The sequence below is a fragment of the Alphaproteobacteria bacterium genome (genome assembly GCA_016722515.1).
Taxonomy (GTDB): domain Bacteria; phylum Pseudomonadota; class Alphaproteobacteria; order Rickettsiales; family JADKJE01; genus JADKJE01.
The window spans coordinates 539,895-561,581 of sequence record JADKJE010000001.1 but is presented as its reverse complement, the minus strand read 5'-3'; the positions used below and the strand labels follow the sequence as shown (position 1 = coordinate 561,581).

Genomic DNA, 21,687 nt, shown 5'->3' with positions numbered 1-21,687 from the left:
TGCAAATTTCGTTTGGTCAACTCTTCTCGCAAGATTTTCGCATTCTTCTTATACAAAAACATTGCATTCATTTCCTCTCCCCACCACAGCAGAAAGTTGATAGACTTTCACACTCACGCTGCTTTGCGTGCTGCCGAAATCGGCAGTTTGCTCGGCGGCACTGTAGCTGGCCGTAGGGCTGGTGATGGCAATCGTGCGCTTGAGTGTCAGCCCGCTATAGATTTCCACCTCATAGCGTTCTGCTTCCTCGCCCAGAGGGATGTCCACCCCGTCGCGCCATTCCGCATCGACGCGGGAGCGGCGCACCCAGCTGATGGTGATATTACCAGAGCCATCCCTCACACCGGCCACATGCACCGGCGAGAAGGGTTTCAGATTCCGCCCGGTGTAGGTGAATGTGATCTGGTCGGTATTGCCCAGCGAGTTGCCAACACTCACCGCCTTATAAAACAGCTGCCGCCCGATCAGGTTATTCGGGATTGCGGTGGTATATAACGCCGGAGAAAGCAGGATGAACCTGTCTCCGGCGGTATGACTACCCACCGCCCATTCCGTACCCTGACGGCCGCGCAAAAGCCGGGAAAGGCGATATGTCCTTTCACCGATCAGTTCCGCGTTTTGGAATTGCACCAGCTCGTCACCAATCAGCGCGGCATTGGCACCGTTCAGCACCGCAAGCTCGCTAACGCTGGCGAGGCTTCCGGCAGTGAGCAGCACCTCGACCTGATTGAACTGATCCCACGTCACGGTGGTTCCGGTCGCAAGGTTGGTGATGATCGCGCCGAACGTGGCCGCACCTTCGAGCCCTGCCAGCAGGTTGAAGGTGTTGCCGCCAGCTTCGCCGCCATCATCCGAGCGATAGACCGCTGCGCCGTTCCAGTCTGCGCCGTCGGGCGCAACACCGATACGCAGCAGGCCTTGGCTTTGCACCGTGTCGCTGGGCAGCGGTGGTGCATCCACAAACTGCACCAGCGTTTCCGGCACCAGCACCGGCGGCGTGATGTTGCGCGATGTCTCACCCGGTGGGGTGTAGAAATCGTAGGAACTCACATCTTCCGCCACGGCACTGATCTTCATCAGGCCGTTGGATTCCATATCGGTTTTCACCACCCGCATTTCATGTGCGACGCCCGAAACGGTAACGGTGATTACATCCGTGGGTTCTAACCGCACATATTTGGGCGGCACTGTGAGCGAAAAGCTCAGGCGTTCCTTCCATGTGCCATAAAGCGTAATGTCTGCCACCTGTTTGGCCTGCGTTGCACCCATGACAATCGGAAAATTGATCGTCACCTGATCCACCGCACGCACCACCTGCCGCTGCGATACCTGCGTCACCGGGTCATAGTTAAATGGCCGGTCGAGATAGGTCACATTCACGCGCTGGGGAAGTTCAAGCTCCTGCGCGTAATGGATCTCCAGCACATCCTGCACGCCGCTTTTGGCGCTGGGAATCAGGTCAGCTTCCGGGATGGACTTCACCGAAGCGCTGCCACGCGGGACGCATTTCAGAATCCCGTCGCTTTCCACGATGTCGAAGAAAAACGCCGAGGTCAGCTGCTCAATGGCATTGCGCACCGTGATGGGCTGCTGAAGAATAAACCCTTCCAGTGAGGCCGTGAGGCGCGTTACGTCATAATCCGAAGGCGTAAGGCCAGCGGCTTGCAACAGTTCCGCCACCACTGCGCCGAGCGTTGATGCACCCAACTTGCCGTTTACCCAATGCCCGGTCGCCCAAAGGATGGAATCCTGCCACACGCCTTCCAGATCAGGCCAGAAGGAAAATGGCCGCGCGTCCCACGTCCAGATAAACCGGCGCGGCACAAGGTTAGCATTGCCGGTTTCCAGCGTGCGTGCTTCCAGATAGTCGAGCGTTGCATCAATCGCCACGCGCTGCGCCTGAAAATCCACCCGGCCTTTGCTGGCACGCGGAAAGAAGCTCTCGCTCGATGACGGATCATAGAACACGTTAGGCTGGTTGGTGCAGCCATCCACCGAAGGAAAGCCAAACTCGGTAAACCACACGGGCTTCATTTTGGCCGTCCATGCGGTGGCCACCGCGTTCGGGTTCACATGCGGGTTTTTCCACCAATATTCGAGGTTTTTCCACGCATATTTGGCATCCGTGTAGTTGGTGAGGCCAGTGCGAGCCACCGAATCCGCATAGTAATAATCCCAGCCTTCGCCTTTCTCCCAGTATTCGGTGATCAGCTCCGGCGTGATCTGGCTTTGCGGCAAGTCCGGTGTAATCGGGAAATAGCTATCAATTCCCACTACGTCGATATTGCTGGATGCCCACAGCGGATCGAGGTTAAACCAGCCGTTCTTGCTGTGGTATTCGCTCCAGTCTGCCGCGTAGGTGATGATCGTTCCTGACATGGCGGCCTTCACGCTACCGGCCAGTGTTACAAGGCGCGACACTGCTGGATAGCTGCCCGGCGCATCGGTGAAGCTCGTCATACCCACCAGCTCCGAGCCAATGACGAACGCATCCACGTCACCACTGAGCAGATTGGCATAGTGCATGATGAACGCATTGTAGCCGTTGGTTTTGGTGAACCAGTTGTTGGCATCGGTCGCGTTGGCAGGCGTAATGCGGCCACGCCAAGGCTTTGGCTCCGGCGTGATCGTATCCACGAAGATCATGGGATAGAACATCACGTTCAACCCACGGTTCTTCAGCTCCGCGCAGATCTGCACCACCGTGTGATCCGAAGGCGTGCCGCCATAGGTGGGAGTGTCATCCCCGAAATTCAGCACCACCTGCGCCGCTGAACGGCTGATACCTGCGACACTCCAGTCTTGCGGCAACACCTGCGTCGTCCCCTGAAACTCCACCTTGGGGATAATCGTGCAGGCTCCGGCATCGGTGGAGGTTGCGAACCATGTCACCACCACCGCCACCCATTCAAGGTTGGGCAGGTTTTTCACCAGCTGATCAATCGCCACCAGCACATCGGCCTTGCCGTCGTAATTGTGCATGTTGATGGATTTCTTATCGCCCGACGGCGTGAACGCACCGCCGAAATAGGCATAATACCCGTCCTGCTTGCTGGTGACTTGCGTGCTATACACAAATTCCCCAGCGCCGGGGATGATCACAATATCCTTCACTTTTTCTTCCACGCTGGGGCTGAATTTCACCGTCCGGCGCACTTCAAAGGTAAAGTTCGGGATGCGGTTGCCGTATGCCGCCAGCGGAAAATCCTCGATCACCACATAGGCCAAGCCACGATGCGCCGGGATAGTTCCGGCTGGCAGGTATTTGGCCATGATGTCATCGACACCTTGGGTTTCATCCCCAAAATGGACGTTATATTTGCCCTGCGCGGCGGAAAGTTCTGCTTCCGTCAGCACCTTGCTATCCGCCCACACGCGGATCACTTCATCAATCTGGCCTTCGCAGATCGCAATCGCCAGCGTGACAAAATACTCATAGAAAATGGTGGTTTGGCTGGTGGTGGTTTTGCCGCCACCGCCGCCACCTTTGCCGCCGCCGCTGGAAGTTTGCGTGGTGGTTTTCTCGCTGCGTATTTCCTTAATGTCCGTTGCCCAGATGACATTCCCAGCCAGCCGCATTGTGCCATACACTTTCGGGATCATGTTCCCATAGGTGGAAATCTGCGCCCGAAGATCGGCAAGGCGGGGTCCCTCCTGCGTAGGCAGCTGCACGCGCTGGCTTTTCGGGAAAAACATCCCGGCAGCCATGCCGCCCAGATTCGCGCCAAGGATCGCCCCGGAGGGACCACCCAGCACAAAGCCGGTCACACCACCAACGACTGGAAGGACTATATCAGCCATGACTCACTTCAACGGTTCGAGTTGTTCAGATTTGAAACGATAGGCATGGGTCAGCATCCGCACCCACGCATCGGAAAGCGGTTGCTCGACCACGCGCCCAGCGCTGGAATTGCAATGGATCAAGCCGGGTCCGCCCGTGGGATAGTTGGTCAGCAGCCCCACATGCTGAGGATCACGAAACGTGCGAAAGAGCAGCACATCGCCTTCCGTCATTTTCGCCAGCGGCACTTCGCGCAAATGCTTCTGGATGCTCGCCACCAGCCGCCCACGCTCCGGGTACATAGAGTAGTTAAACTCATCATGTGCCGAGAGCGGCGTGCCGGTTCCATCCTGCAAGCCCATCTCATCAATCACGCCGATGATCAGGCCGATGCAGTCCACACCACCCGCGCCAGCAGTGGATTTTTTTAAGCGCCCTTGATGGTGATACTTCGTGCCGAGCCATGTGCGGGCTTGCAGGATGATTTCTGGCTTGGTGATTCTAGCCATTGCGGTTGCTCTTGCTCATGGTTCCTGCCGTGGTGAGCAGCGCGTCCACACCGGGGACATACGGCTCGCCACGAAAATTCAGGATATTGTTAAACTTCGCCTGACAGGTCTCATGCGTCTTGTCGCACCCGGCGATGATCTTGAACCCGTCACCCACTTGGATGGATTTGCCCATCGGCAGCGCCAGCACCACCTGCTTGGAGGAAAACTCCTTCACCTCCATGCGCCGCCCGTCATTATTGCCGCTTGTCCATTCCACTTCACCACCGGTGAACCAACCCGCCGCCTGCGTAAGGCTATTCGCTTTGAAAGTCTGGTTGCTCACTACTTCCGAAACGGTGCTGGTGATGGTGACGCTGGCGAGATTCACCTTGCACCGACTATCGCCCAGCACGGCGCGGCAGGAAGGCGAATACACCTCACCAATCGTCTGGCTTAAATGCTGCGTGAGGCCGCGCACTTCGGCATGGAACATCTGCGCGTTCAGAGTGACTTCACCCAGCCGCCCACGCTTCACCACCAGCTTGCCCTGAGACAGATCCTCGTAATTGACGAGGAATATCTCGACTTCGGCATAGTCGTACATTCCGGCCAGAAGATCAGATTCCATGATCTTCGAGGGAAATGTCTGCCCCTCCAGATCAAGGTTATCCACGCTCATATTGGATTTACTTTCCACCGTGGTGGGCGTGAACCCAGCGATGGAATCATATTCCAGCGTGTCGATCATCAACGTGCGGTCAAGGTCGGTGAAACCAAGCTCCGCACCATCCTGTCGCGTCAGGCGCCAGCAAGTGGCGAGCGTGGTCAGGCCACCGCCAAAATGTGCTTCGAGTTGTGGGGAGATGACTCTCATACGCGCACCTCGATCAGTGGAATGTTGTTCCAGCTTCCGGCATTGAAGCTATCGAGCGAGAGCGCCAGCTCGTCGGTATCGAAACGCACCGGCACATCGAAATCAAAATCCACCGTGAGCGTGCCGGTGAGCGATGTGGTGATGATGCCGGTGGTGGTGTCGATGCTCCAGCCGCTCGCCTGCAAAATGCTATTGCGGTAAAGTTTCACCGTTCCCGCCACTGGCTTGGTGATGATCCGCTCGGACACCACCGCGCCGCTCACATACTGTTTCACCAGCCGATACTGGGTTCCGCCGAGCGAAAGCAGCGGCTGGTTCACCGCCTTGAAATCACCCCAATCCTTGAAGCGAAACCCCACCGCCTTGCCACGACGCGCCCGGAAGAAGGAAATCAGCGCCTGCCACTGCGTTTCGGTTTTAACGCCTGACGCTACATTGTAACGCGCACGCGCTTGGCTCCATTTGCTGTTGCGCTGCTCATGGCCGGAGACAGTGGCCACCACATCCGTTAAGAACATGGGTCCGCCGGTTGCCCCATAGCTGATGTCACTGGGGAATTGGACTTCTACGAAGCTCATATTTACACCTTTTATGCTGTAACTTATCTATTTACTTACAGCCTATGTTCTGTTATTATGACTTACATAAACAGGTTATAGGCTGTAAAATGGCTAGCAAAATGAAACAACTTCAACTTCAGACACTTGACCGCCACTTGGCGGAAGTGCGCGTTTGCGACCGTCCTTCAGACGGTTGGATCGCTGCTGTTCGCAAATCCTTGGGCATGAGCGTCCGCCAGATGGCCGAGCGCATGGGCATGACCCAGCAATCCGCCGCCCGTTTAGAGACAAACGAGGCCGAGGATTCGATCACCCTGAAGTCGTTGCGTAAGGCAGCCGAATCGCTCAACTGCCGTTTGGTGTATGCACTGGTGCCGAATGACGGCAGCTTGCAGGCCATACTCGACAAGCAGGCGCTCGTTAAAGCGAAGGACATCGTTTCCGCCGTGGATCACACCATGCAGCTGGAAGCGCAGGGCGTGGGCAATCTCCAGCAGAAAATTAAGGAGACCGCTGAAGAACTCGCCAAGAACCCCAACACCAAGCTGTGGGAGTAAGCCGTGCAATATCATTACATCGCAGGCCAGACTCCACTGGATGAAGAAGAAAAGCGCGACCTAATTCCCAGTCTCGTGACCCGCGAGGATCTCGATGCGTTCGAGCAGGAGAACATTCTCGAAGCCCGAAAGTGGGTGATGCAGAAAGCTACTCTTGCCAAGCTGGATGTGTTTACAGAGAAGTTCCTGCTCAACCTCCACAAGCGCATGTATGGCCATGTGTGGAAGTGGGCAGGCACGTTCCGTAAATCCAATAAGAACATCGGCGTGGATCGCATCTACATCACCACCGAACTTCATCAGCTGCTGGGTGATGCTGCGTATTGGCTGGAAAACAAAACCTATCCCATCAGTGATCTGGCGGTGATTTTCCACCACCGGCTGGTGAAGATTCACCTATTCCCCAACGGTAACGGCAGGCATGCACGCATGTGCGCCGATGTCATCATCGCTAAATTCGGCGGCGAAAAGTTGAGCTGGGGCGGAAACTCCGACCTCACCAAGCCGGATGAAATCCGCACCCGTTATATCGCCGCACTGCGTGAGGCGGATGCTGGCAACTACGAACCCATTCTGGCGTTCGCAAGATCATGAAAGACTCCTATCTCAGTGTTTTTCTAACTTTCCTTCGCTTCGGCCTGTTGGCGTGGGGCGGACCTGTTGCGCAGATTGCGATAATCCGCGACGAACTGGTGGAGCGCCGGGGCTGGATTGCGCCGGAGAAGTTCCGTCGCGTGCTGGCTGTCTATCAGGCGCTGCCGGGACCAGAGGCGCATGAACTCTGTGTGTATTTCGGCATGATTCGCGCCGGTCGATTTGGCGGCTTCCTTGCTGGCTTCGGCTTTATGCTACCGGGTTTGCTCCTTATGGTGCTGCTAGCATGGGGCTATCAACATTATGGTGCTGCGATGTTGCTGCCGCTGTTTGTTGGCGTTGCACCAGCAGTCACCGCGATGATCGTTCGCGCCGCACACCGCATCGGGGCGCATGTTTTGGTGGACAGGTCGCATTGGGTGGCGGCACTGGCTGCCGTGGCACTTACGCTGCTGGGCGTGCATTTCCTGCTGGTGTTTATCGTCTGCGCGGCGTGGCAGGCGCTCTGGTCGGCTGGCAAGCACCGCATCGCTATCATCACCGGCATTGCACTCACTGTCGCCGCGCTCACCATCGGCCTGATGTTTCCGGTATCCGGCATCATCAGCACCGGCGGCACGGGCAATTTGCTGGTGGAAGGCTTGAAGGCTGGCTTGCTCTCGTTTGGCGGCGCTTATACTGCCATTCCGTTCCTGCAAAGCAGTATGGTTGGGCATTATCCCGCCATCACCCAGCAAGTATTCCTCGATGGTATCGCACTGGGTAGCGTGATTCCCGCGCCGCTGATTATCTTCGGCACCTTCCTCGGCTTCGCTGCCGATGGGCTGACGGGTGCGCTGCTGATGACACTCGGTATATTCGCGCCTGCCTTCGCTTTCACGCTGCTGGGGCATAACCAGCTGGAGCGCGTGATTGAGAACAAGGCATTGCATGGTGCGTTGGATGGCATTTCCGCCGCCGTGGTGGGGCTGCTTGCCATCACCGCGTTACAGATTTTTCAAAACGTCATCACCGGTTGGCAGCAGGCGGCGCTGTTCGCCGCTGCATTGGCCGCGTTTTACCTTATCAAAAGCAAATGGGCGATTCCGGGCGTGATACTCGCCTGCGGCATTATCGGCTGGCTGGTGATTCCTGTGTAAGCCGCTTATCGAGCGACCATGCGCCGCCGCCCACGGCCAACAAGTAACACGCGCCCATCAGCATCGACCAATCCAGCCGGGTTTCGTGCATGAAGCTCCAGAAGCCGTAGCGTTTCAATTCGCGCACATAGAAGGTGATATTTTCCGTCACCACCCAATCATGCCCCATCCATACCGGGATTTTGGTGGCGGTGATGGCCACCAGCATCGTAACAATCAGCGGCACGGCGGCAAAGCGCGTGAATAGGCCGAGCAGAAGCAGCGTGCCGCAAATGATTTCCACCCAGCCGACAAACGGACCCGTGAACTCCGGGAACGGGATGCCCATTTTGATGAAGCGCCCTGTGCCGAGGATTTCCGGATAAATCAGTTTCTGGATGCCTTCAGGAATAAATACACCAGCCAGCGCCAGACGGACAAAGATCGTCCAGCGTGAAGCGTGCGTGGAAAGCAGGCATATGAGTTTTTCGCATTTCATGCCAGCAGCATATCCGCCGAAGCAAAAATTGTCAGTTCATAAATTCCTCCTTGCTCGTTCAATGCTCCGTGCCATATCCGCTGCTATCTGGTTTTGGCTTTGCTTGAAGCTGCGCACGTCCGGCGTTTGCACGTTCATATTGATCGTAATCGGCGCGGCGCTCATGCCCATGTCTGGCATGATGTGCATGGGCGCGTTTCCGGCATAGGCCAGTTCGGGACCGCGTTCGCCCACGATGCCAAACTTGCCGGGGCTAAGGCGGCCACCATCGGCGAAAAATCCGCCGAAGAAATCGCCAATCCCCGATAAGAACCCGCCAAACCCACCACCGCCACCGCTGCCACCACCACCGAATAGACCACCGATAGAGCTAAAAAGCCCGTCGATAATGCCGCCTTTACCGCTGATGCCCAGATCCTTCAGCGCATATTGCAGCAGGGTGCGGTTCAGATCAGACAGAAAGCCTTTGAAGAAATCACCGAACCCATCAAAGCGCCCACCAATCGCATCCAGCGAATCGGCAATGGTGCCTTCCATCGTTTCCCCGATGCGGGAGAATTCACCTTCAATGGTTTCGCCGGTTTGTTTGGTGGCCTTGCCCAGCCGCTCGTTAGCCTGTTCCACCGCACGGCCGAACGTGTCCTGATTGATGTATCCTTTCTCTAGTAGCGCGTTTAATTGCGCCATTTCCTTGTTGTAACGCTCCAGCGGCGTGCGCGTGGCTTCAAAAATTCGCTGCGCTTCCTCTTGTTGCTTATTGAGTGCTTTTACAGCCTTGGTGGTTTCAGCCACTTTCTCCGGCTGCTTGGTTTCCTCAAAGAGTGACGAGAGCGATTGATTCTTAGCTTGGCGTGCATCCACAATCTTATCGGCGGCGGCACGCACCTCCGCATCAATCGAGGCATTGAACTCCTGCGCTTTGGCGAGTGCTTTATCGAAAGCGGTTCCCATTGAATCTAACAGGCCGGTCTCCAGCGCCTTGCGCGTATTCTCGAACGATACGCCCGACAACGGATCATTCACGAAGTTGGCCAAATCCTGCCCCAGCGCTTCAAAGCGCCCAGAAATCCCATCACCAAACGCATTGAAGGCATCACCAACGCCCTCAAACACGGCAATGAACAGATTCCCGAACTTGATCACCTCGGCAATGAAGGCCTTGAACCCCAGCTTGAACGGCTCGATGGAATCCGTGATCACCTGCGCCAGCCACTTCACCTTATCGGCGATGAAGATCAGAATATCCGTCAGGCCTGCATCACCAATCGCTTTTACCAGCTTGGAGAACGCATCGCCCATGTTGGAGAGTGCGACGTTCAGCGTGCCTGCTTGTTCCTTCATCGCCCCGGCAAACTGCACATTGCCGATGCTCTGCAGGTAGCCTTCGATCTCCTTGGCGTTTTTACCCACCGTGGTGCTTACGCCTTGGAAGGTGAACGTCACCTGTTCGCCCTGTACGCGGGACTTGATACCAAATTCCTTCAGCCGCTCGAACTCGCCGGTGGTGGCATCGGCCACGGCCTCGATCATCTGGTTTAAGGATTTTCCCATCGCGGTGGCGGTGTTGCCGTAAGAGGTGAGCGCTTCCTCCGAAGGCGCAAGCCCCAGCGCCTTCAGTTTGATGAAGGCATCCACCACTTCTTCCAACTGGAACGGCGTTTCAGCGGCAAACTTCTCGATAAAGCCGAACGCCACGCTTGCCTTATCCGCCGAGCCGGTGACGGTACGAAGCGATGCCTCCAGCCGCTCGAACTTGGTGATGGTGTCGGTGATCTGCTTGCCAACGAATGCCGAAGCAAACAGGCCGCCCAGCCGGTTGAGCCCACCGCTGAATTTCTTCATGCGGCGATCCATATTGTCCACGCCTTGCCCGACCTGCGCGAACGCAGCTTGGGTTTTATTCACGGCACGGATAATGAATTCAGCACTACCGATGGCGGCCATGTTTCTGGTTCCTTAACAGTTCAGCTTGCAGTTGAAAAAAGGCCAGCCATTCCGAGAACTCCCGTGGACTCATCTGCTCAATGTCAGAGAGTGGCCTCGATAACCGATAGGCCAGCGCTAACTGGTTGTATCGGATGGGGTCTCGTCTGAGTTTCCCTTGGCTTCCTCAATGGATTGGTAGAAGTGTTTTTCCACCGCGTCATTGATGCGCAGGATCACCCGCACATCGCCATATTTGAGCATTTCCCCGCGCTCATTCAGGCTGAAGATGCGGTTGCCATCCTTGTCGCGTGCCTTCACGATCAGGGAATAGACGGCATTTTCCACCGAAGTGGCCTTCTTGCCGGAAACGCGCTGGATCATCGCGGCTTCTTCCATCGACATGGGGAAGAAGTGGATTTCCAGCGGCGCTTCACCATCGCCCCATTCCGGCACGGACACTACCAGCCGGTTCTGCGTTTCAAAATGCTGCTTTACACGTTCGATCACTCGCATGATTGCCTCCTTATGCTACGGTTGATTCGGTGAGTGGTCCGGTGCCGGTGAAGCTGAACGTGGCTTCCACCAATCCATCGAACGAGGCGCTGTAGGAAATGGAGGTGATGATCACATTGCCCGACCAGAACTTATCGCCAGTGGTGTTGCCCTCCGGGTAGAGGTTCAGCGTCACCGTGCCGCCAGCGGCCAATGCGCCTTGGCCGGTGGTGTCGGTTTCATCCCAGAACGCTTCAAAACTGCCTGACCAGCTTTTGATCGTGGCTTGGTTTTTTCGCCATTCGGTGCCGATGATGGAGGCATCCACCGTATCGGCGTTGACCTCCAGCGACCATGATTTTACTTCCGCGACTTGGGACGATCCGACAAAGACCTTCCCCTCGCTCCCTGCGTGGGTAGCCATAAGATTCTCCTTGGTTTGAGTGTGGTTAAACCGCGATTTGCGGTGCATTTTCCTTCACGGTGTACAGCACCGCGAAGGTGAGGCTTAAAACGGCAATCGGCTTTTCACCTTCGCCGGAAAGCTGGGTGGTGGTGACATCGAGCATGGCATCCTTCACCAAACCGCCAAGCGTGGGATCGGCGGCGATGCGCTGCTCCACTTCGGCGGCAAGCTGATCGGCGTCATCGTCGATTTCGCCTCTGGCTTTCAGGTATCCCTCGATCACCAGCTGCAACTGCCGGGCTTGCGTGCGTGGCCGCTGCATGGTTGGATTACCCACGGATTCCTGCGGTGTGTACACCAGCAAGGCCGGGAGTTTGGGATCATCCAGCGGATGCACCCGCGACGCATAAACGCGGTTGCCTGCCGATGTCTGATTACGAAGCAGCGTCACCACCGCCTGCCGGATTTGCGTGCGAACATGGCTCATACGGCCTCCAGCATCAGCTCAGTGATGCCCTCACTATCCGGGCGGATGACGACAAGCTCAAATTCCTTGCCGTCGATAGTGAAGCGATCCCCGGTGGCGAGTTCAGGAATATCCCGCGTGCGGATGGAGAGGATCGGGCTGTTTGCCACTACATCCACCGAATCCCCATCCACCAGTTCGGAATAGGCCTGAAACATGCCGGTGATGCGGCGGGAAATGCCAATACGCGGAACGTAAAAGATTTCCCGCCCGTCGAGTGTTTCAAGCAGGGTCTGGTGGTGGGTTTCCATGTCTTCCATGAACCCCATCACAGCCCCACATTAAGTAGGATTGCGACCGTTGCATCGCCCGATAAAGCGGCAGCAGCAGCCACGCCCACGATGGTGTTACCGCTCGCCGTGGTGGTCAGCACTTTGTTGGTGTTATCCCAATAGAGCTTTGCCCCTTGGGTGATCGCACCGGTGGCCTTGGCCACGTTGAAAATGCCGGTGATATGCACGGCACCGACTTTGCCGTTGGCAATGGCAGTTTTGGCAATGCCGCCAATCGTGCCAATCAGCACAAAATCGCCGGATAGAATATCCGCCCCGGCGGTGTAGTTGAGGGCTTTGCCCTCCTGAACGAAGTTTTTAGCCATGAGATTTCTCCTTGAGTTTTAGACATAAAAAAAGCGGCCAAAAGCCGCTGGTGGTTGGATGCTTGGGTTAAGATTACGCGCCCGGATTCTTATACAGGGTGCGGAACTCCAGCGGCGCTGCTGCCGCGTCGATGCGAACCTTGTATTCCACGCCGTCAATCGTCCAGCCGTCTTGCTGGTCAAGGAACGGTGCGGCAATCCCGTCGAGATAGCCCACTTCAATCGTATCGAAGACATTGGGATCAGCGGTCAGATACCAGGACAAGGTGGAGGCAGCATCCAGACGCGCATCTACGATCACTTCCGCCGCGCTGCGCACCGGGTTCGGCACGCGGCTGTTGGTTTTGGAAGGATCGGTTTCCGACGTCATCAGCACCCGCGCTGTATCTTCCTGCGCCGCTGGCACAATCAGATAGGAAGGACGGATATTGAGGACTGCCTTGCCGTCTTTCTGCAAGCGCATCGCCGTGCGGCCTGCACCCACGCTTGCCGCCGTGATTGCCGTGCCACTGCCTGCCAGATTGTTATGGCTGGCATGGAACAGCGCCACCCCGTCGCTCATCGTGGGGTTGCTGGTGAGGATACTAAACACCAGATCACCCACCGTGCGGGCTGCCGCACGCCCCATCTTGCGCGGAATATCCGTGAAGGCATTCAGATCATCGTTAATGATCGCCTGACGGGTGATCGAGAACAGCTTGCCGTAAGTGGCCAGCTTGATCGATTCCGCACGCTCGCCGATGGTGCCGTGCTTGAATTCGCCGCTTTCAGGGATCACATCCAGCGTATCAAACACACCTAGCCCAACGCGGCTATGGGTTTTGAAGTCGGTCAGATTTCCGGCACGGGTAAAGAGCGGGAAAACTTCTTCGGCTTCATCATAACCGCGCAGCATGGCTTTACGGGCGTTGTTTTCCAGAATCTTCGGAAAATCGCTGCTCGAATGGGTGAAGGCACGGGCAGCCAGCTCGCGCTTATCCATATGGGCAGTACGCACGCCGCGCAGTTCCAGCGACTTACGCGCCATCTCCAGCAAGGTGTAGCCCATCAGTTCGGTGGGTTTGACATCCTTGCCAGCAATACCGGCACGGAAGGAAATCGCATCTTCAGCAGCACGGGAGAATTTCTCCACGTCCGTTTCGCCGATTTCGATCCGCTGGTGGCTGGTGACAGGTTCCTCACGTTTGCCTAACGATTCGAGCAGGAGCTTCCGGGCTTCGTGAATATCCACCTCCGGGTTATCGAGACACTGATCGCGCAGCTTGTCCTGATCACCATGCTTTTCAAACAGGGTGCGGATTTCGGTGCGGCGTGCTTTCTCCGCATTCAGCGCTTCCTGCCGCACTTGGTGAACATCCACCGGCGGCGTGGGGGATAGCGTGACTTCTGCACGCTCCCCGGTTTCTTTGACTGCTTCAGGCATTGTAGTCTCCTTTATGGTTGGTTGGGGTTGTGAAGCGAGGCTTTCGGCCTCCAGTTTCCTGCCAATGCCAACGGTTGCGTCGGCGGGAATATCGACCAGCGAGATTTCCATCGGCATCCAGCGGATGACGCGGTAAGTGGCTGGCTTGTCTTTGGATTCTTCGGTGAGCTTGCGCTCAAGGATGCGGTAGGCCACCGAAACATTGCGCAGGATGCCGTCGGTGATGTCCTGCCACAGTCCGGCCACTTCATCGCGGCGGCTGATGCGAATATCAGCGTATCCTCGGCCATTCTCAACCCATGCCCGTTCCACCACGCCGATGCGGTTCTCCCGTTCGCTGCGGTCGTGATTGTACAGCACCGGCGCAGAATTATTCAGGCGGCTGAGATCCACCTCACTGCGCTCATGCCCCAGAATCTCAATCCACGGATCGCTGAAGAAGCTCTGGCGGGTGACGGGTTCCTCTGAAGAAAAAGAAAGCCGCACGAGGCGGCTTTCAGTATCGACGATTGACCGGGAGGCAAGTTCAATCGTTCGAATCAGTATTTCCGGCTGGTTTGTCATCGGATGGTTCCTCCTTTGGGGTTATCGGAGCGGGTTGCTTGCCGAGCGAACTCGTAAAGCTGATGCCAGCCTCCGATTCCTGCTCGCGCTCCTGTTTGATTTGCTCGAAAATGTCTTGCGGATTGCCGCCACGCTCGCGGATCACCTGCGTGCGCGATTTGAATCCCGACTGCACCGCTTTTTCCTCAGCGGTCACTTCGCGCTGCGGGTCGATCCACGGCATGGTAGGTCCCTGAAATCCGGCTTTCTTCAGGCTCATGGGATTGATCTGCGCTTCCGGCACGGTGAGCTTGCCAGATAGGATCGCCATATCCACGAAGCGTTCCCAGATCGGGCGCACGCACCGCTCGATGAAATGCTCGCGCAGCACCGCGTAATGCACCGACTGCTCCACCAGTTCCTGACGCTGGGCGCTGTAGGTGCCGTTGTAATCCTTCGAGATGCTGGAATAGCTGGTGCAGGTTCCGGCAGCGACAGCGCGAAGCTGGCCGTTGCGGAATTGCTCCAGCACCGCGTTCGGGCGCTTGCTATCAATCACCGAGACTTCTTCCCCCGGCAGCAGATTATCGAAGATCATGCCGGGCTGCATTTTCATCAGCCGGTTGCCGGTGGCGTCGATATTCTGGGCGCTCGTCGGGCTATCCAAGTTTTTGCGAACATAGGCGCACAGGCTGGCCGCCAGCTTGGCTGCCACCCGCTCGGAAAGTTCGTAATCCTTAATGTCATCGAGGCGCGTCATCACGCTGGCGAACATGGAAACACCGCGTGTCTGTGCGATGCGATCCACGGTTTTCAGGTGGATGATCTTCTCCGCCGGATAGCGCTTGGTGTCCTGCCGCGTTACGAACACATGTCGATCACCGGGATGTTCTTTGTAGAGATAGTACGCCACGGGCTTCCGCCATGCGTTCTTTTCAACCCCGTGAATGATCCTTTTTTTCTGGTCATTGAGATCAAAAGGCAGGAAATCTGCCTCGATCAGTTCCAGCGAATACGGCACCAGCGTGCCGTGATTGATCGTGGCGCTGATGCCTTCAATATGTTTCACCAGCACTTCACCATCCCGAAACCAGCACCGAGCAAGCAGGCGTAGCATCTGGTTCCAGTTCAGTTCCCACGTTACTTCGGGGAAGCGCACCCATTCTTCCCATAGCTCGATCAGCTGGTCGTTAATCTCTTTGGCCAGCTCGCCGTTTTTGCGTTTCACTTGTGGTTCAATCGTGATCCCACGGCCGATGACGTTATTGACAAGGCAGTTCAGCACACCACGCGCCAGATCGTGGTTTTCGTCGAGATACCGTGCTTGCAGGCGCAGGCTTTCCCCGGCGCGTTCCACCACGGCATCACCGCTGCCATGATCCACCTTGATTTTACGCAGGCGCGAAGGCTGGGCTGCTTCATAGGCGCGTTGCTGGCGCAGAATCCACCGCGCAGTTTCCCGGCGCAGGGCAGATTCTGGCGCGATCATCTCTATGGCTTTGTCGAATAGATTAAACATCGCTGAAATCCGCTAAGGCTGCTTGTTGGTTCTGATTGGCTGACTCAAGAGCGGCCACACGCCGCTCCCAGTATTGAATCTGCTCGCGAATCTCGCGGCTATTGGCGAGCGTCAGGCTGCGCCCGTTCATCGAATAGCTCTGGCCTTTGGCCACAGCCAAATCTGCCGCCAGCCACGCATCGAGCGCAGCCTTGGCGTGGGTAAGTGTCACCGCCATGGGAATGTCCTTTAGTTAAAGTTCCAATCATCAAACCCGATCCAGCTATTGCCTTTTTCTGGCTGCGCCGTTTCGGGCTTCTTCTGATTCAGATGCTCGCGCTCCATCTCCTGCACCAGCGCATCGAGGTTCGGGTTCAGGATGTAGAGCGCCGCCAGCGCATACACCCGGCAATCCAGCGCCTCGTTGCGATGCCCTTTGGCAAGCACCCAATGCCGCGCAGGGTGGCCGTTGATGAATCGTGTCTGCACCCGTTCCGATGTCAGTTGCCGGAAATATTCCTCCGGGTACTCCGCCGGGAAATGGCAATAGCCAGCACCCGGTTGGTGGATACGCAGCCGCGCATAGATCATTTGCTTGGCGGTATCGGTGCCGAGCGTGAACAGTTTCACCCGCAGTTTGTTAGTGCGGCTGAAACGACTGACCAAAGGCCTACCAATTTGTGACGCGCCCTTGATCGCGAACACTCGGTGATGCTCCCGCGCTTTGCAGTATTCATAGACTTTTTGCGTGTAGTGGCCGCCGGTATCGATGCAGCTGCACCCGACATTCAGCACCACGCCGTCGCTACGCTGGATGCTTTGCCCCAGCACCCGGTCAAGTTCCTGCCAGACAGTCGCCTGCGCTGGATCACCATGCAGCACATGGTATTGCAGCGACCAGCTTTCCTGCCCGATACCCCAGCCGACGATCTCTGCCTCCAGCCGATCATCCTGCACGTCCACCCCGGCAGTGATCACCACCACGCCAACGGGTGCGACACGTCCCCAGTTTTCCTTGCGACTGATCAAGCCGGAATGATCCACGCCTTCGGTGGCTTCCTTCCATGTTTCGCCCAGCGAGGTATTCACCCAGACTTTCAGCGTTTCCGGCAGGCGCTTGGCCTTCAGGAAGTTTTCCACCATCTCGCCCCAGCGCACCCACGGGCTATAAAGCTCCGAGATATGAAACCCGACCACGCCGCTAAATTCAGCCTGCGCTCGCCAGCTGCCGCGTGAGAGCATCCACGGCTTGTCACTGTCTTGCAGCGTGGCCTTGCAATGCTCGCATTCATAATGCGCGGCACCGGGCTGTTTCTTATCAAACTTCACCTGCGCCCAGCGCAGCACCTGAAACGTGCCGCATGCCGGGCATGGCACGAAGAAATGCCGCTGATCACTCTGGCCGTATCGCGCTTCGATCTTACTCTCGCCCTCAATCGTGGGAGTGCTGGCCGATACCAAAAGCCGGTTCCAGAACGTCGTGGTACGTTTCTGCGCGAGTGATCCCGGATCACCCTCACTACCGGCGGATGTTGGATAGCGGTCTTCTTCATCGAGCAGCACAATCCGGATCGGGCGGCTGGCGAGTGATGACGGGCTATTGGCTCCCGCCATCGTCAAATGCCCACCGTTGAATTTCTTATGCAGCAGCGTGTTGTCGCTGTTGCGGCTTTTGGGGTCTTTGAACAATTCGGTCAGTGCGTCCGTGTCGCGGATCATCGGCGCGAGCCGGTCTTTACTCCATGCCTCTGCCATCTCCAGCGTGGGCTGGATAAACAGGATGGGCGATGGGTCTTGATGAACGAAATATCCCAGAATGTTATTCAGAATCTCCGTCTTGCCGATTTGCGCGGAGGTCATAAACACCACCTCGCGCACGCCGGTTTCATTCACTGCGTCCATCATCCCCCGTTGGTATGGGGCGCGATCCGTTCTCCACCTTCCGGGCTCGGCGCTTGCCTCCGGGCTTAGTTTCCGGTGCGTGTCCGCCCACTGGCTCACTGTCAGTTCCGGCGGTGGCATCCACACTTGCCGGACTTTCTTCTTCAAGTTCTGGTAGGGCGTCATCATGGCCAAGTTCCGTGAGTGCCTCATAAATCGCAGCCTTCAGGAATCGCTCAATCTCGGCGGGCTCCTTGAGGGCGGCGATCTGGAAGGCGCATTTGGTGGGGATCGCAAGCAGCCGCATCCGGCAGGCAGAAACTTGCTGCATCCAGTCATGTTCAATCGTTTCAATCGGAATCAGTTGGTTACGAAGTGCGGCCACTTCGAGTTCAGTCTTATCGGCCTGCGCCTTGATCAGCCGGGCGCGTTCGTAGTGCGTGTCACGCGGCGCATCAGCGTTGCCATAGGCGCGATCCTGCAAATACTGCACATAGCGCTGCACCGAGCGCACCAGATCGTATTTGCCTTTCTCTGCTTTGGGGATGATGCCATCCCGCGCCAGCTGCTGCACCCGGCGCTCGGTGAGGTTCAAAAACTTTGAAATCACCGCGACCTTGTGAAGAATGTGCATGAGGGATTCCTATCATGTCGTGATAATCCACCCCGCAAACTCTCCAAACCGAAACCATTCTGCTGCATCTTCTCCGAGTATGGCAGGATCAAGTGGGCGCTGGACGCCACCGAGTGATAATTCTTTAGCGATGATCTGCTTTGGCTCTACACCGGCGGCAACTTTTCCTGCCAGCGTCAGCCGCCACAGCACCGTGGCCTGATAGCCGGTGGCCGCTTCGCATTTATCGACGATCACAATCGCGCCACCCGGTTTCAGGCAGGCGCGGAGCTTGGCGATAAAATCACGCCGCGCACCCACCGGCATGAACATCATGACAAGATAACAGATCGCGACATCAAACGGTTCATAGTCAAACGCGCAGGCGTCCATCTGCACGAGGCTTTCCTTGGCCGGTCCCGAATATTCGGCGCACATCTCCGCACTTGGCTCAATCGGCACCAGCTTGGCCTGCCGCTGGGCGAGTGTATCCGCCAGCGCCTTGCCGATATTGCCGGTAGATGCCCCAATGTCATAGACCAGACCACCTTGCGGTATGTAATGCCGTGCGATATGCGCCACTGCGCCCGTCACCAGATCATACCACGGCAGCTGCTCGCGGACATGGTGGTTAAAACTCTGGGCTACACTGGCATTCTCGAACGACCATTCCTTGGGGATGTCAATTAAGGTTTCGGAAGTTCTGTCCATTGTTCGTTCTCAAATACTTTGATCGAAGGAATGCCGTAATCGGCGTACATGCCTTGTGTGCGTGGGTTGCTCTCGATTGCCAGATACTGGTTGCCGCTGCGCCCATGCTTCGGGAACACCAGTGTTTCCAACATGATGCGCTTGGCCTCGTGTGGCGGTTTATGAAAGCGGTTAAAATGCGCTTCTTGCGGCACCCATCCGGCCTTGAAATAGAGGCTATCGAGCGTGGCCTGTTTGTGTTTTTCAGGCCGCGCCGTCATCAGGATGGTGTGATACGGCGCGACCAGACTCACCAGCCAGTTGCGATAGGTTTCCTTTTGGATCTGCAAGGCAAAGGGTTTGTGCTTTTCGTGACTGTTCGCCACCAGCGTGTAGTTCAGATCAAGGAGTATAATCATAGTTTCACCCCCAGCCGCTCTGAGAATGCGCGTTTTGCTTCCTCTACCAATCCCATGCGGCTGCCATCAGGATAGGGTAAATCAAACTCAAACTCGATAGCTGCTTTTAGTCTTTTGACATTTAATTCCAGCGGCTTCGCGCAGATCGCCTGCACATTCTGATTGCACTCATCCACGCTGACTTTTTCAAAGAACAGCTTGAACAGATCATAAAACTCCCGCTGGGAATGATACTTCTGCACCTTCGGCGAAGTGGCAATGTCACCCAGCGTGATGCCTTCCTCATAATCCAGCTGGAACAGCACGCCGCTCGCTTGCCGCTCATTCAGTGAATGATAGCCATTGAGCTGCTTGATGTTGATGTGGTTGCTGGCCGATGCCACCGCGTAAAGCCGTGTGGTGGCATGAGCGAGCGCCGCGCAGATACACACGATATGCTCGCGGTCTGCGCGGAAGGGAACGCTGTTGAGCACGCTAGAGATGAAGATCGAAGAATAGCGCAGCTTGTCTGTGCCAATCGCGTGCAGAAACTCACGCGCCAGCGCCACGCTTGCTTCCTTGTCGATCTCGTTGCTCTCCGCCACCCGGTAAGGCTCGAACGGCGTCACCATCACGCCGAGACTTCGCAGGATGCGGGTTTCATGCAAATGCCCTGCGCCAAAATCCAGCACGCAGCGCCCAAACTTGCCGATCCAGCGATCACGGTTTTCCGGCTTGGTGACGTCAAAGCTCTTGGCCGTCGCATCACCCGCCACCGCGAAAATGAACCCACGCCCCAGCGACTCGCGCACCTGACGCAGGCGCCGGAATGAATTGTGGCGCAACAGATCCTCGTAACGGCGATGAATATCAAAATCCATTGAGAGATAATTCAGCATGGCTTCTGCCAGCTTGCCTTCTGCGTCTGTCACAAACACCACCGGCACTTGCTCTTCGCCCAGCTCCGCATAATGCTGCAAGCGGCCAATGCCATTGACCACCCGATAATCCCGCGTGGCCACAATCGGCATGGCGATGCCCCGGCGCTTGAGCGTCTTGGCGAGGTTCAGCGCGTAATTCTTCCAGCGTCCCTGATTGGCTTTCAGGAACGGTGCAATCGGGTGCAGCTTCGCGTTCAGGCACGGAAAGAATTCCGGCGAATCCACCGCTTTGTCCGGCACGGCTTCGGCCAGCTTCTCCACATCCGCCGCGTTCAGTTGCGTATTGATCTTCTCCACCGTGTCACTCTGGCCGAGATCATTGGTGGCGCGGTTAAAAACCACGTTCACACCTTTTCGCTCGGCCAGATCCATCGGGCGGGTGACAGCCAGAGGCACTTGGCTGGCACCCATACGGCACGCCACATGATGACGCTGGTGGCCGGAGATGATTTCTCCGTCCGGCGTTGCATAAAGCGGCAACAAAAACCCCAGCTTACGAAGCGATAGCTCGATCAAGTCCAGCCGCTTCGGATCAGCCACACGCGGGTTATACGTCGAGGGCGCAATGTCTTTCACATTTACGAGTTTCATAATCCAAGCCTGCGTTTAAGTTCTGCGATGATCTCTTTTTTCTCGAAGCCAACCTGCTGCTTTATGGCTTCCATCCATTCGAGATATTGCTCGCGTGGGATAGGGAATGTGTAAGCAGCGATCCGGGCAGTGGTGTCTGCTTCCTCGATGTCGTCATCATCATCTTCGCCGAATCCGTCTTCCATCGAATCAAGTGATGACTGAATCTCTTTCAATTCCTCCGCGTTGAAACCGAGCAGCTCGGTATCGTAGGTGGCATCATCCAGCTCGGCGATCTCCAGCTGAAGCAGCGCCTTGTCCCACTCCGATTCTTCGCCCACGCGATTGTCAGTGATCCGGTAGGCCTTGATCTGCTCAGGCGTAAGCTCGGTGGCGATATGCACTGGAACCTTTTTCAAGCCCAGCCGCTTGGCTGCCTCAAAGCGCACATGGCCAACGACGATCACCAGCTCCTTGTCGGTGACAATCGGCTGGCGGAAACCAAACTCCTTGATGGATGCTGCCACCTTTTCAATCGCGTGGGCATTGATCCGTGGATTCCGCGCATAGGGAATCACCTGATCCACCGGCACCAGTTCTACTTTCATCGGCTTATCTCCTTGGTTTTACGAAGTGCATTTCGCACCCCATTTCGTTTTTTGATTTCGTGTTTTCGTTGTTTCTCAGTGGGATGTGCCGAAAAAAACG

Annotated in this window: 22 protein-coding genes; 3 read left to right on the top strand and 19 right to left on the bottom strand. The window is 56.6% G+C overall.

The window, feature by feature from the left end; genetic code table 11:
• Positions 1 to 48 precede the first annotated feature (48 nt).
• The 4 genes from IPP74_02500 to IPP74_02485 are packed head-to-tail and all read right to left on the bottom strand — an operon-like array spanning position 49 to position 5,724.
• Complete coding sequence (locus tag IPP74_02500; protein MBL0318165.1) at positions 49 to 3,801, bottom strand: glycoside hydrolase TIM-barrel-like domain-containing protein; 3,753 nt, start codon at positions 3,799 to 3,801, stop codon at positions 49 to 51.
• 3 nt (positions 3,802 to 3,804) lie between these two features.
• Complete coding sequence (locus tag IPP74_02495) at positions 3,805 to 4,290, bottom strand: C40 family peptidase (protein ID MBL0318164.1); 486 nt, start codon at positions 4,288 to 4,290, stop codon at positions 3,805 to 3,807.
• Positions 4,283 to 5,146 carry a DUF2163 domain-containing protein gene (locus tag IPP74_02490; GenBank protein ID MBL0318163.1) on the bottom strand — a complete coding sequence of 288 codons (864 nt, stop codon included), beginning with the start codon at positions 5,144 to 5,146 and terminating at the stop codon, positions 4,283 to 4,285. Before IPP74_02490 ends, IPP74_02495 begins: the two co-directional genes overlap by 8 nt.
• Positions 5,143 to 5,724 carry a DUF2460 domain-containing protein gene (locus IPP74_02485; protein ID MBL0318162.1) on the bottom strand — a complete coding sequence of 194 codons (582 nt, stop codon included), beginning with the start codon at positions 5,722 to 5,724 and terminating at the stop codon, positions 5,143 to 5,145. The genes IPP74_02490 and IPP74_02485 overlap by 4 nt, the downstream gene beginning before the upstream one ends.
• An 89-nt stretch (positions 5,725 to 5,813) precedes the next feature.
• Here IPP74_02485 and IPP74_02480 point away from each other — a divergent pair, with 89 nt between their 5' ends.
• From IPP74_02480 to chrA, 3 genes are read left to right on the top strand one after another with little or no spacing between them, the layout of a single operon-like run.
• The gene (locus tag IPP74_02480; GenBank protein MBL0318161.1) at positions 5,814 to 6,263 is read left to right on the top strand and encodes a mobile mystery protein A; all 450 of its coding nucleotides are present in this window, start codon (positions 5,814 to 5,816) and stop codon (positions 6,261 to 6,263) included.
• A 3-nt stretch (positions 6,264 to 6,266) separates the two neighbouring features.
• A complete protein-coding gene (locus IPP74_02475; GenBank protein ID MBL0318160.1) occupies positions 6,267 to 6,857 on the top strand; it encodes a mobile mystery protein B in 591 nt (196 codons plus the stop codon).
• Positions 6,854 to 7,996 (top strand): chromate efflux transporter, encoded by a 1,143-nt coding sequence (gene chrA, locus IPP74_02470; protein ID MBL0318159.1) that lies wholly within the window; start codon positions 6,854 to 6,856, stop codon positions 7,994 to 7,996. Before IPP74_02475 ends, chrA begins: the two co-directional genes overlap by 4 nt.
• On the opposite strand, the gene IPP74_02465 is transcribed toward chrA, so the two are convergent.
• From IPP74_02465 to IPP74_02395, 15 genes are all read right to left on the bottom strand, one after another.
• A complete protein-coding gene (locus tag IPP74_02465) occupies positions 7,968 to 8,474 on the bottom strand; it encodes a DoxX family protein (GenBank protein ID MBL0318158.1) in 507 nt (168 codons plus the stop codon). The genes chrA and IPP74_02465 overlap by 29 nt on opposite strands.
• A 36-nt stretch (positions 8,475 to 8,510) precedes the next feature.
• Positions 8,511 to 10,418 (bottom strand): hypothetical protein, encoded by a 1,908-nt coding sequence (locus tag IPP74_02460; GenBank protein MBL0318157.1) that lies wholly within the window; start codon positions 10,416 to 10,418, stop codon positions 8,511 to 8,513.
• A 117-nt stretch (positions 10,419 to 10,535) separates the two neighbouring features.
• Complete coding sequence (locus IPP74_02455; protein ID MBL0318156.1) at positions 10,536 to 10,913, bottom strand: hypothetical protein; 378 nt, start codon at positions 10,911 to 10,913, stop codon at positions 10,536 to 10,538.
• A gap of 10 nt (positions 10,914 to 10,923) precedes the next feature.
• Complete coding sequence (locus IPP74_02450; GenBank protein ID MBL0318155.1) at positions 10,924 to 11,316, bottom strand: hypothetical protein; 393 nt, start codon at positions 11,314 to 11,316, stop codon at positions 10,924 to 10,926.
• Between the two features lie 25 nt (positions 11,317 to 11,341).
• Positions 11,342 to 11,785, bottom strand: coding sequence for a hypothetical protein (locus IPP74_02445; GenBank protein MBL0318154.1), 444 nt, complete (start codon positions 11,783 to 11,785; stop codon positions 11,342 to 11,344).
• A complete protein-coding gene (locus tag IPP74_02440) occupies positions 11,782 to 12,084 on the bottom strand; it encodes a hypothetical protein (protein MBL0318153.1) in 303 nt (100 codons plus the stop codon). The genes IPP74_02445 and IPP74_02440 overlap by 4 nt, the downstream gene beginning before the upstream one ends.
• A gap of 8 nt (positions 12,085 to 12,092) precedes the next feature.
• A complete protein-coding gene (locus IPP74_02435) occupies positions 12,093 to 12,422 on the bottom strand; it encodes a DUF2190 family protein (protein MBL0318152.1) in 330 nt (109 codons plus the stop codon).
• Between the two features lie 73 nt (positions 12,423 to 12,495).
• The gene (locus IPP74_02430) at positions 12,496 to 14,409 is read right to left on the bottom strand and encodes a Mu-like prophage major head subunit gpT family protein (protein ID MBL0318151.1); all 1,914 of its coding nucleotides are present in this window, start codon (positions 14,407 to 14,409) and stop codon (positions 12,496 to 12,498) included.
• On the bottom strand, positions 14,372 to 15,907 hold the full coding sequence (locus IPP74_02425; GenBank protein MBL0318150.1) for a phage portal protein: 1,536 nt from the start codon (positions 15,905 to 15,907) through the stop codon (positions 14,372 to 14,374). Before IPP74_02425 ends, IPP74_02430 begins: the two co-directional genes overlap by 38 nt.
• Positions 15,900 to 16,124: a hypothetical protein gene (locus IPP74_02420; protein MBL0318149.1), complete on the bottom strand. Its 225-nt coding sequence runs from the start codon at positions 16,122 to 16,124 to the stop codon at positions 15,900 to 15,902. Before IPP74_02420 ends, IPP74_02425 begins: the two co-directional genes overlap by 8 nt.
• A gap of 11 nt (positions 16,125 to 16,135) precedes the next feature.
• Entirely contained in the window at positions 16,136 to 17,956 is a 1,821-nt protein-coding gene (locus IPP74_02415; protein ID MBL0318148.1) for a phage terminase large subunit family protein, read from the bottom strand.
• A gap of 457 nt (positions 17,957 to 18,413) precedes the next feature.
• Positions 18,414 to 19,091 (bottom strand): class I SAM-dependent methyltransferase, encoded by a 678-nt coding sequence (locus IPP74_02410; protein MBL0318147.1) that lies wholly within the window; start codon positions 19,089 to 19,091, stop codon positions 18,414 to 18,416.
• Positions 19,067 to 19,489, bottom strand: a complete 423-nt coding sequence (locus IPP74_02405) for a hypothetical protein (protein ID MBL0318146.1) — start codon at positions 19,487 to 19,489, stop codon at positions 19,067 to 19,069. Before IPP74_02405 ends, IPP74_02410 begins: the two co-directional genes overlap by 25 nt.
• On the bottom strand, positions 19,486 to 21,000 hold the full coding sequence (locus IPP74_02400; GenBank protein MBL0318145.1) for a ParB N-terminal domain-containing protein: 1,515 nt from the start codon (positions 20,998 to 21,000) through the stop codon (positions 19,486 to 19,488). Before IPP74_02400 ends, IPP74_02405 begins: the two co-directional genes overlap by 4 nt.
• A complete protein-coding gene (locus tag IPP74_02395) occupies positions 20,997 to 21,587 on the bottom strand; it encodes a ParB N-terminal domain-containing protein (GenBank protein ID MBL0318144.1) in 591 nt (196 codons plus the stop codon). The genes IPP74_02400 and IPP74_02395 overlap by 4 nt, the downstream gene beginning before the upstream one ends.
• Positions 21,588 to 21,687 lie beyond the last annotated feature (100 nt).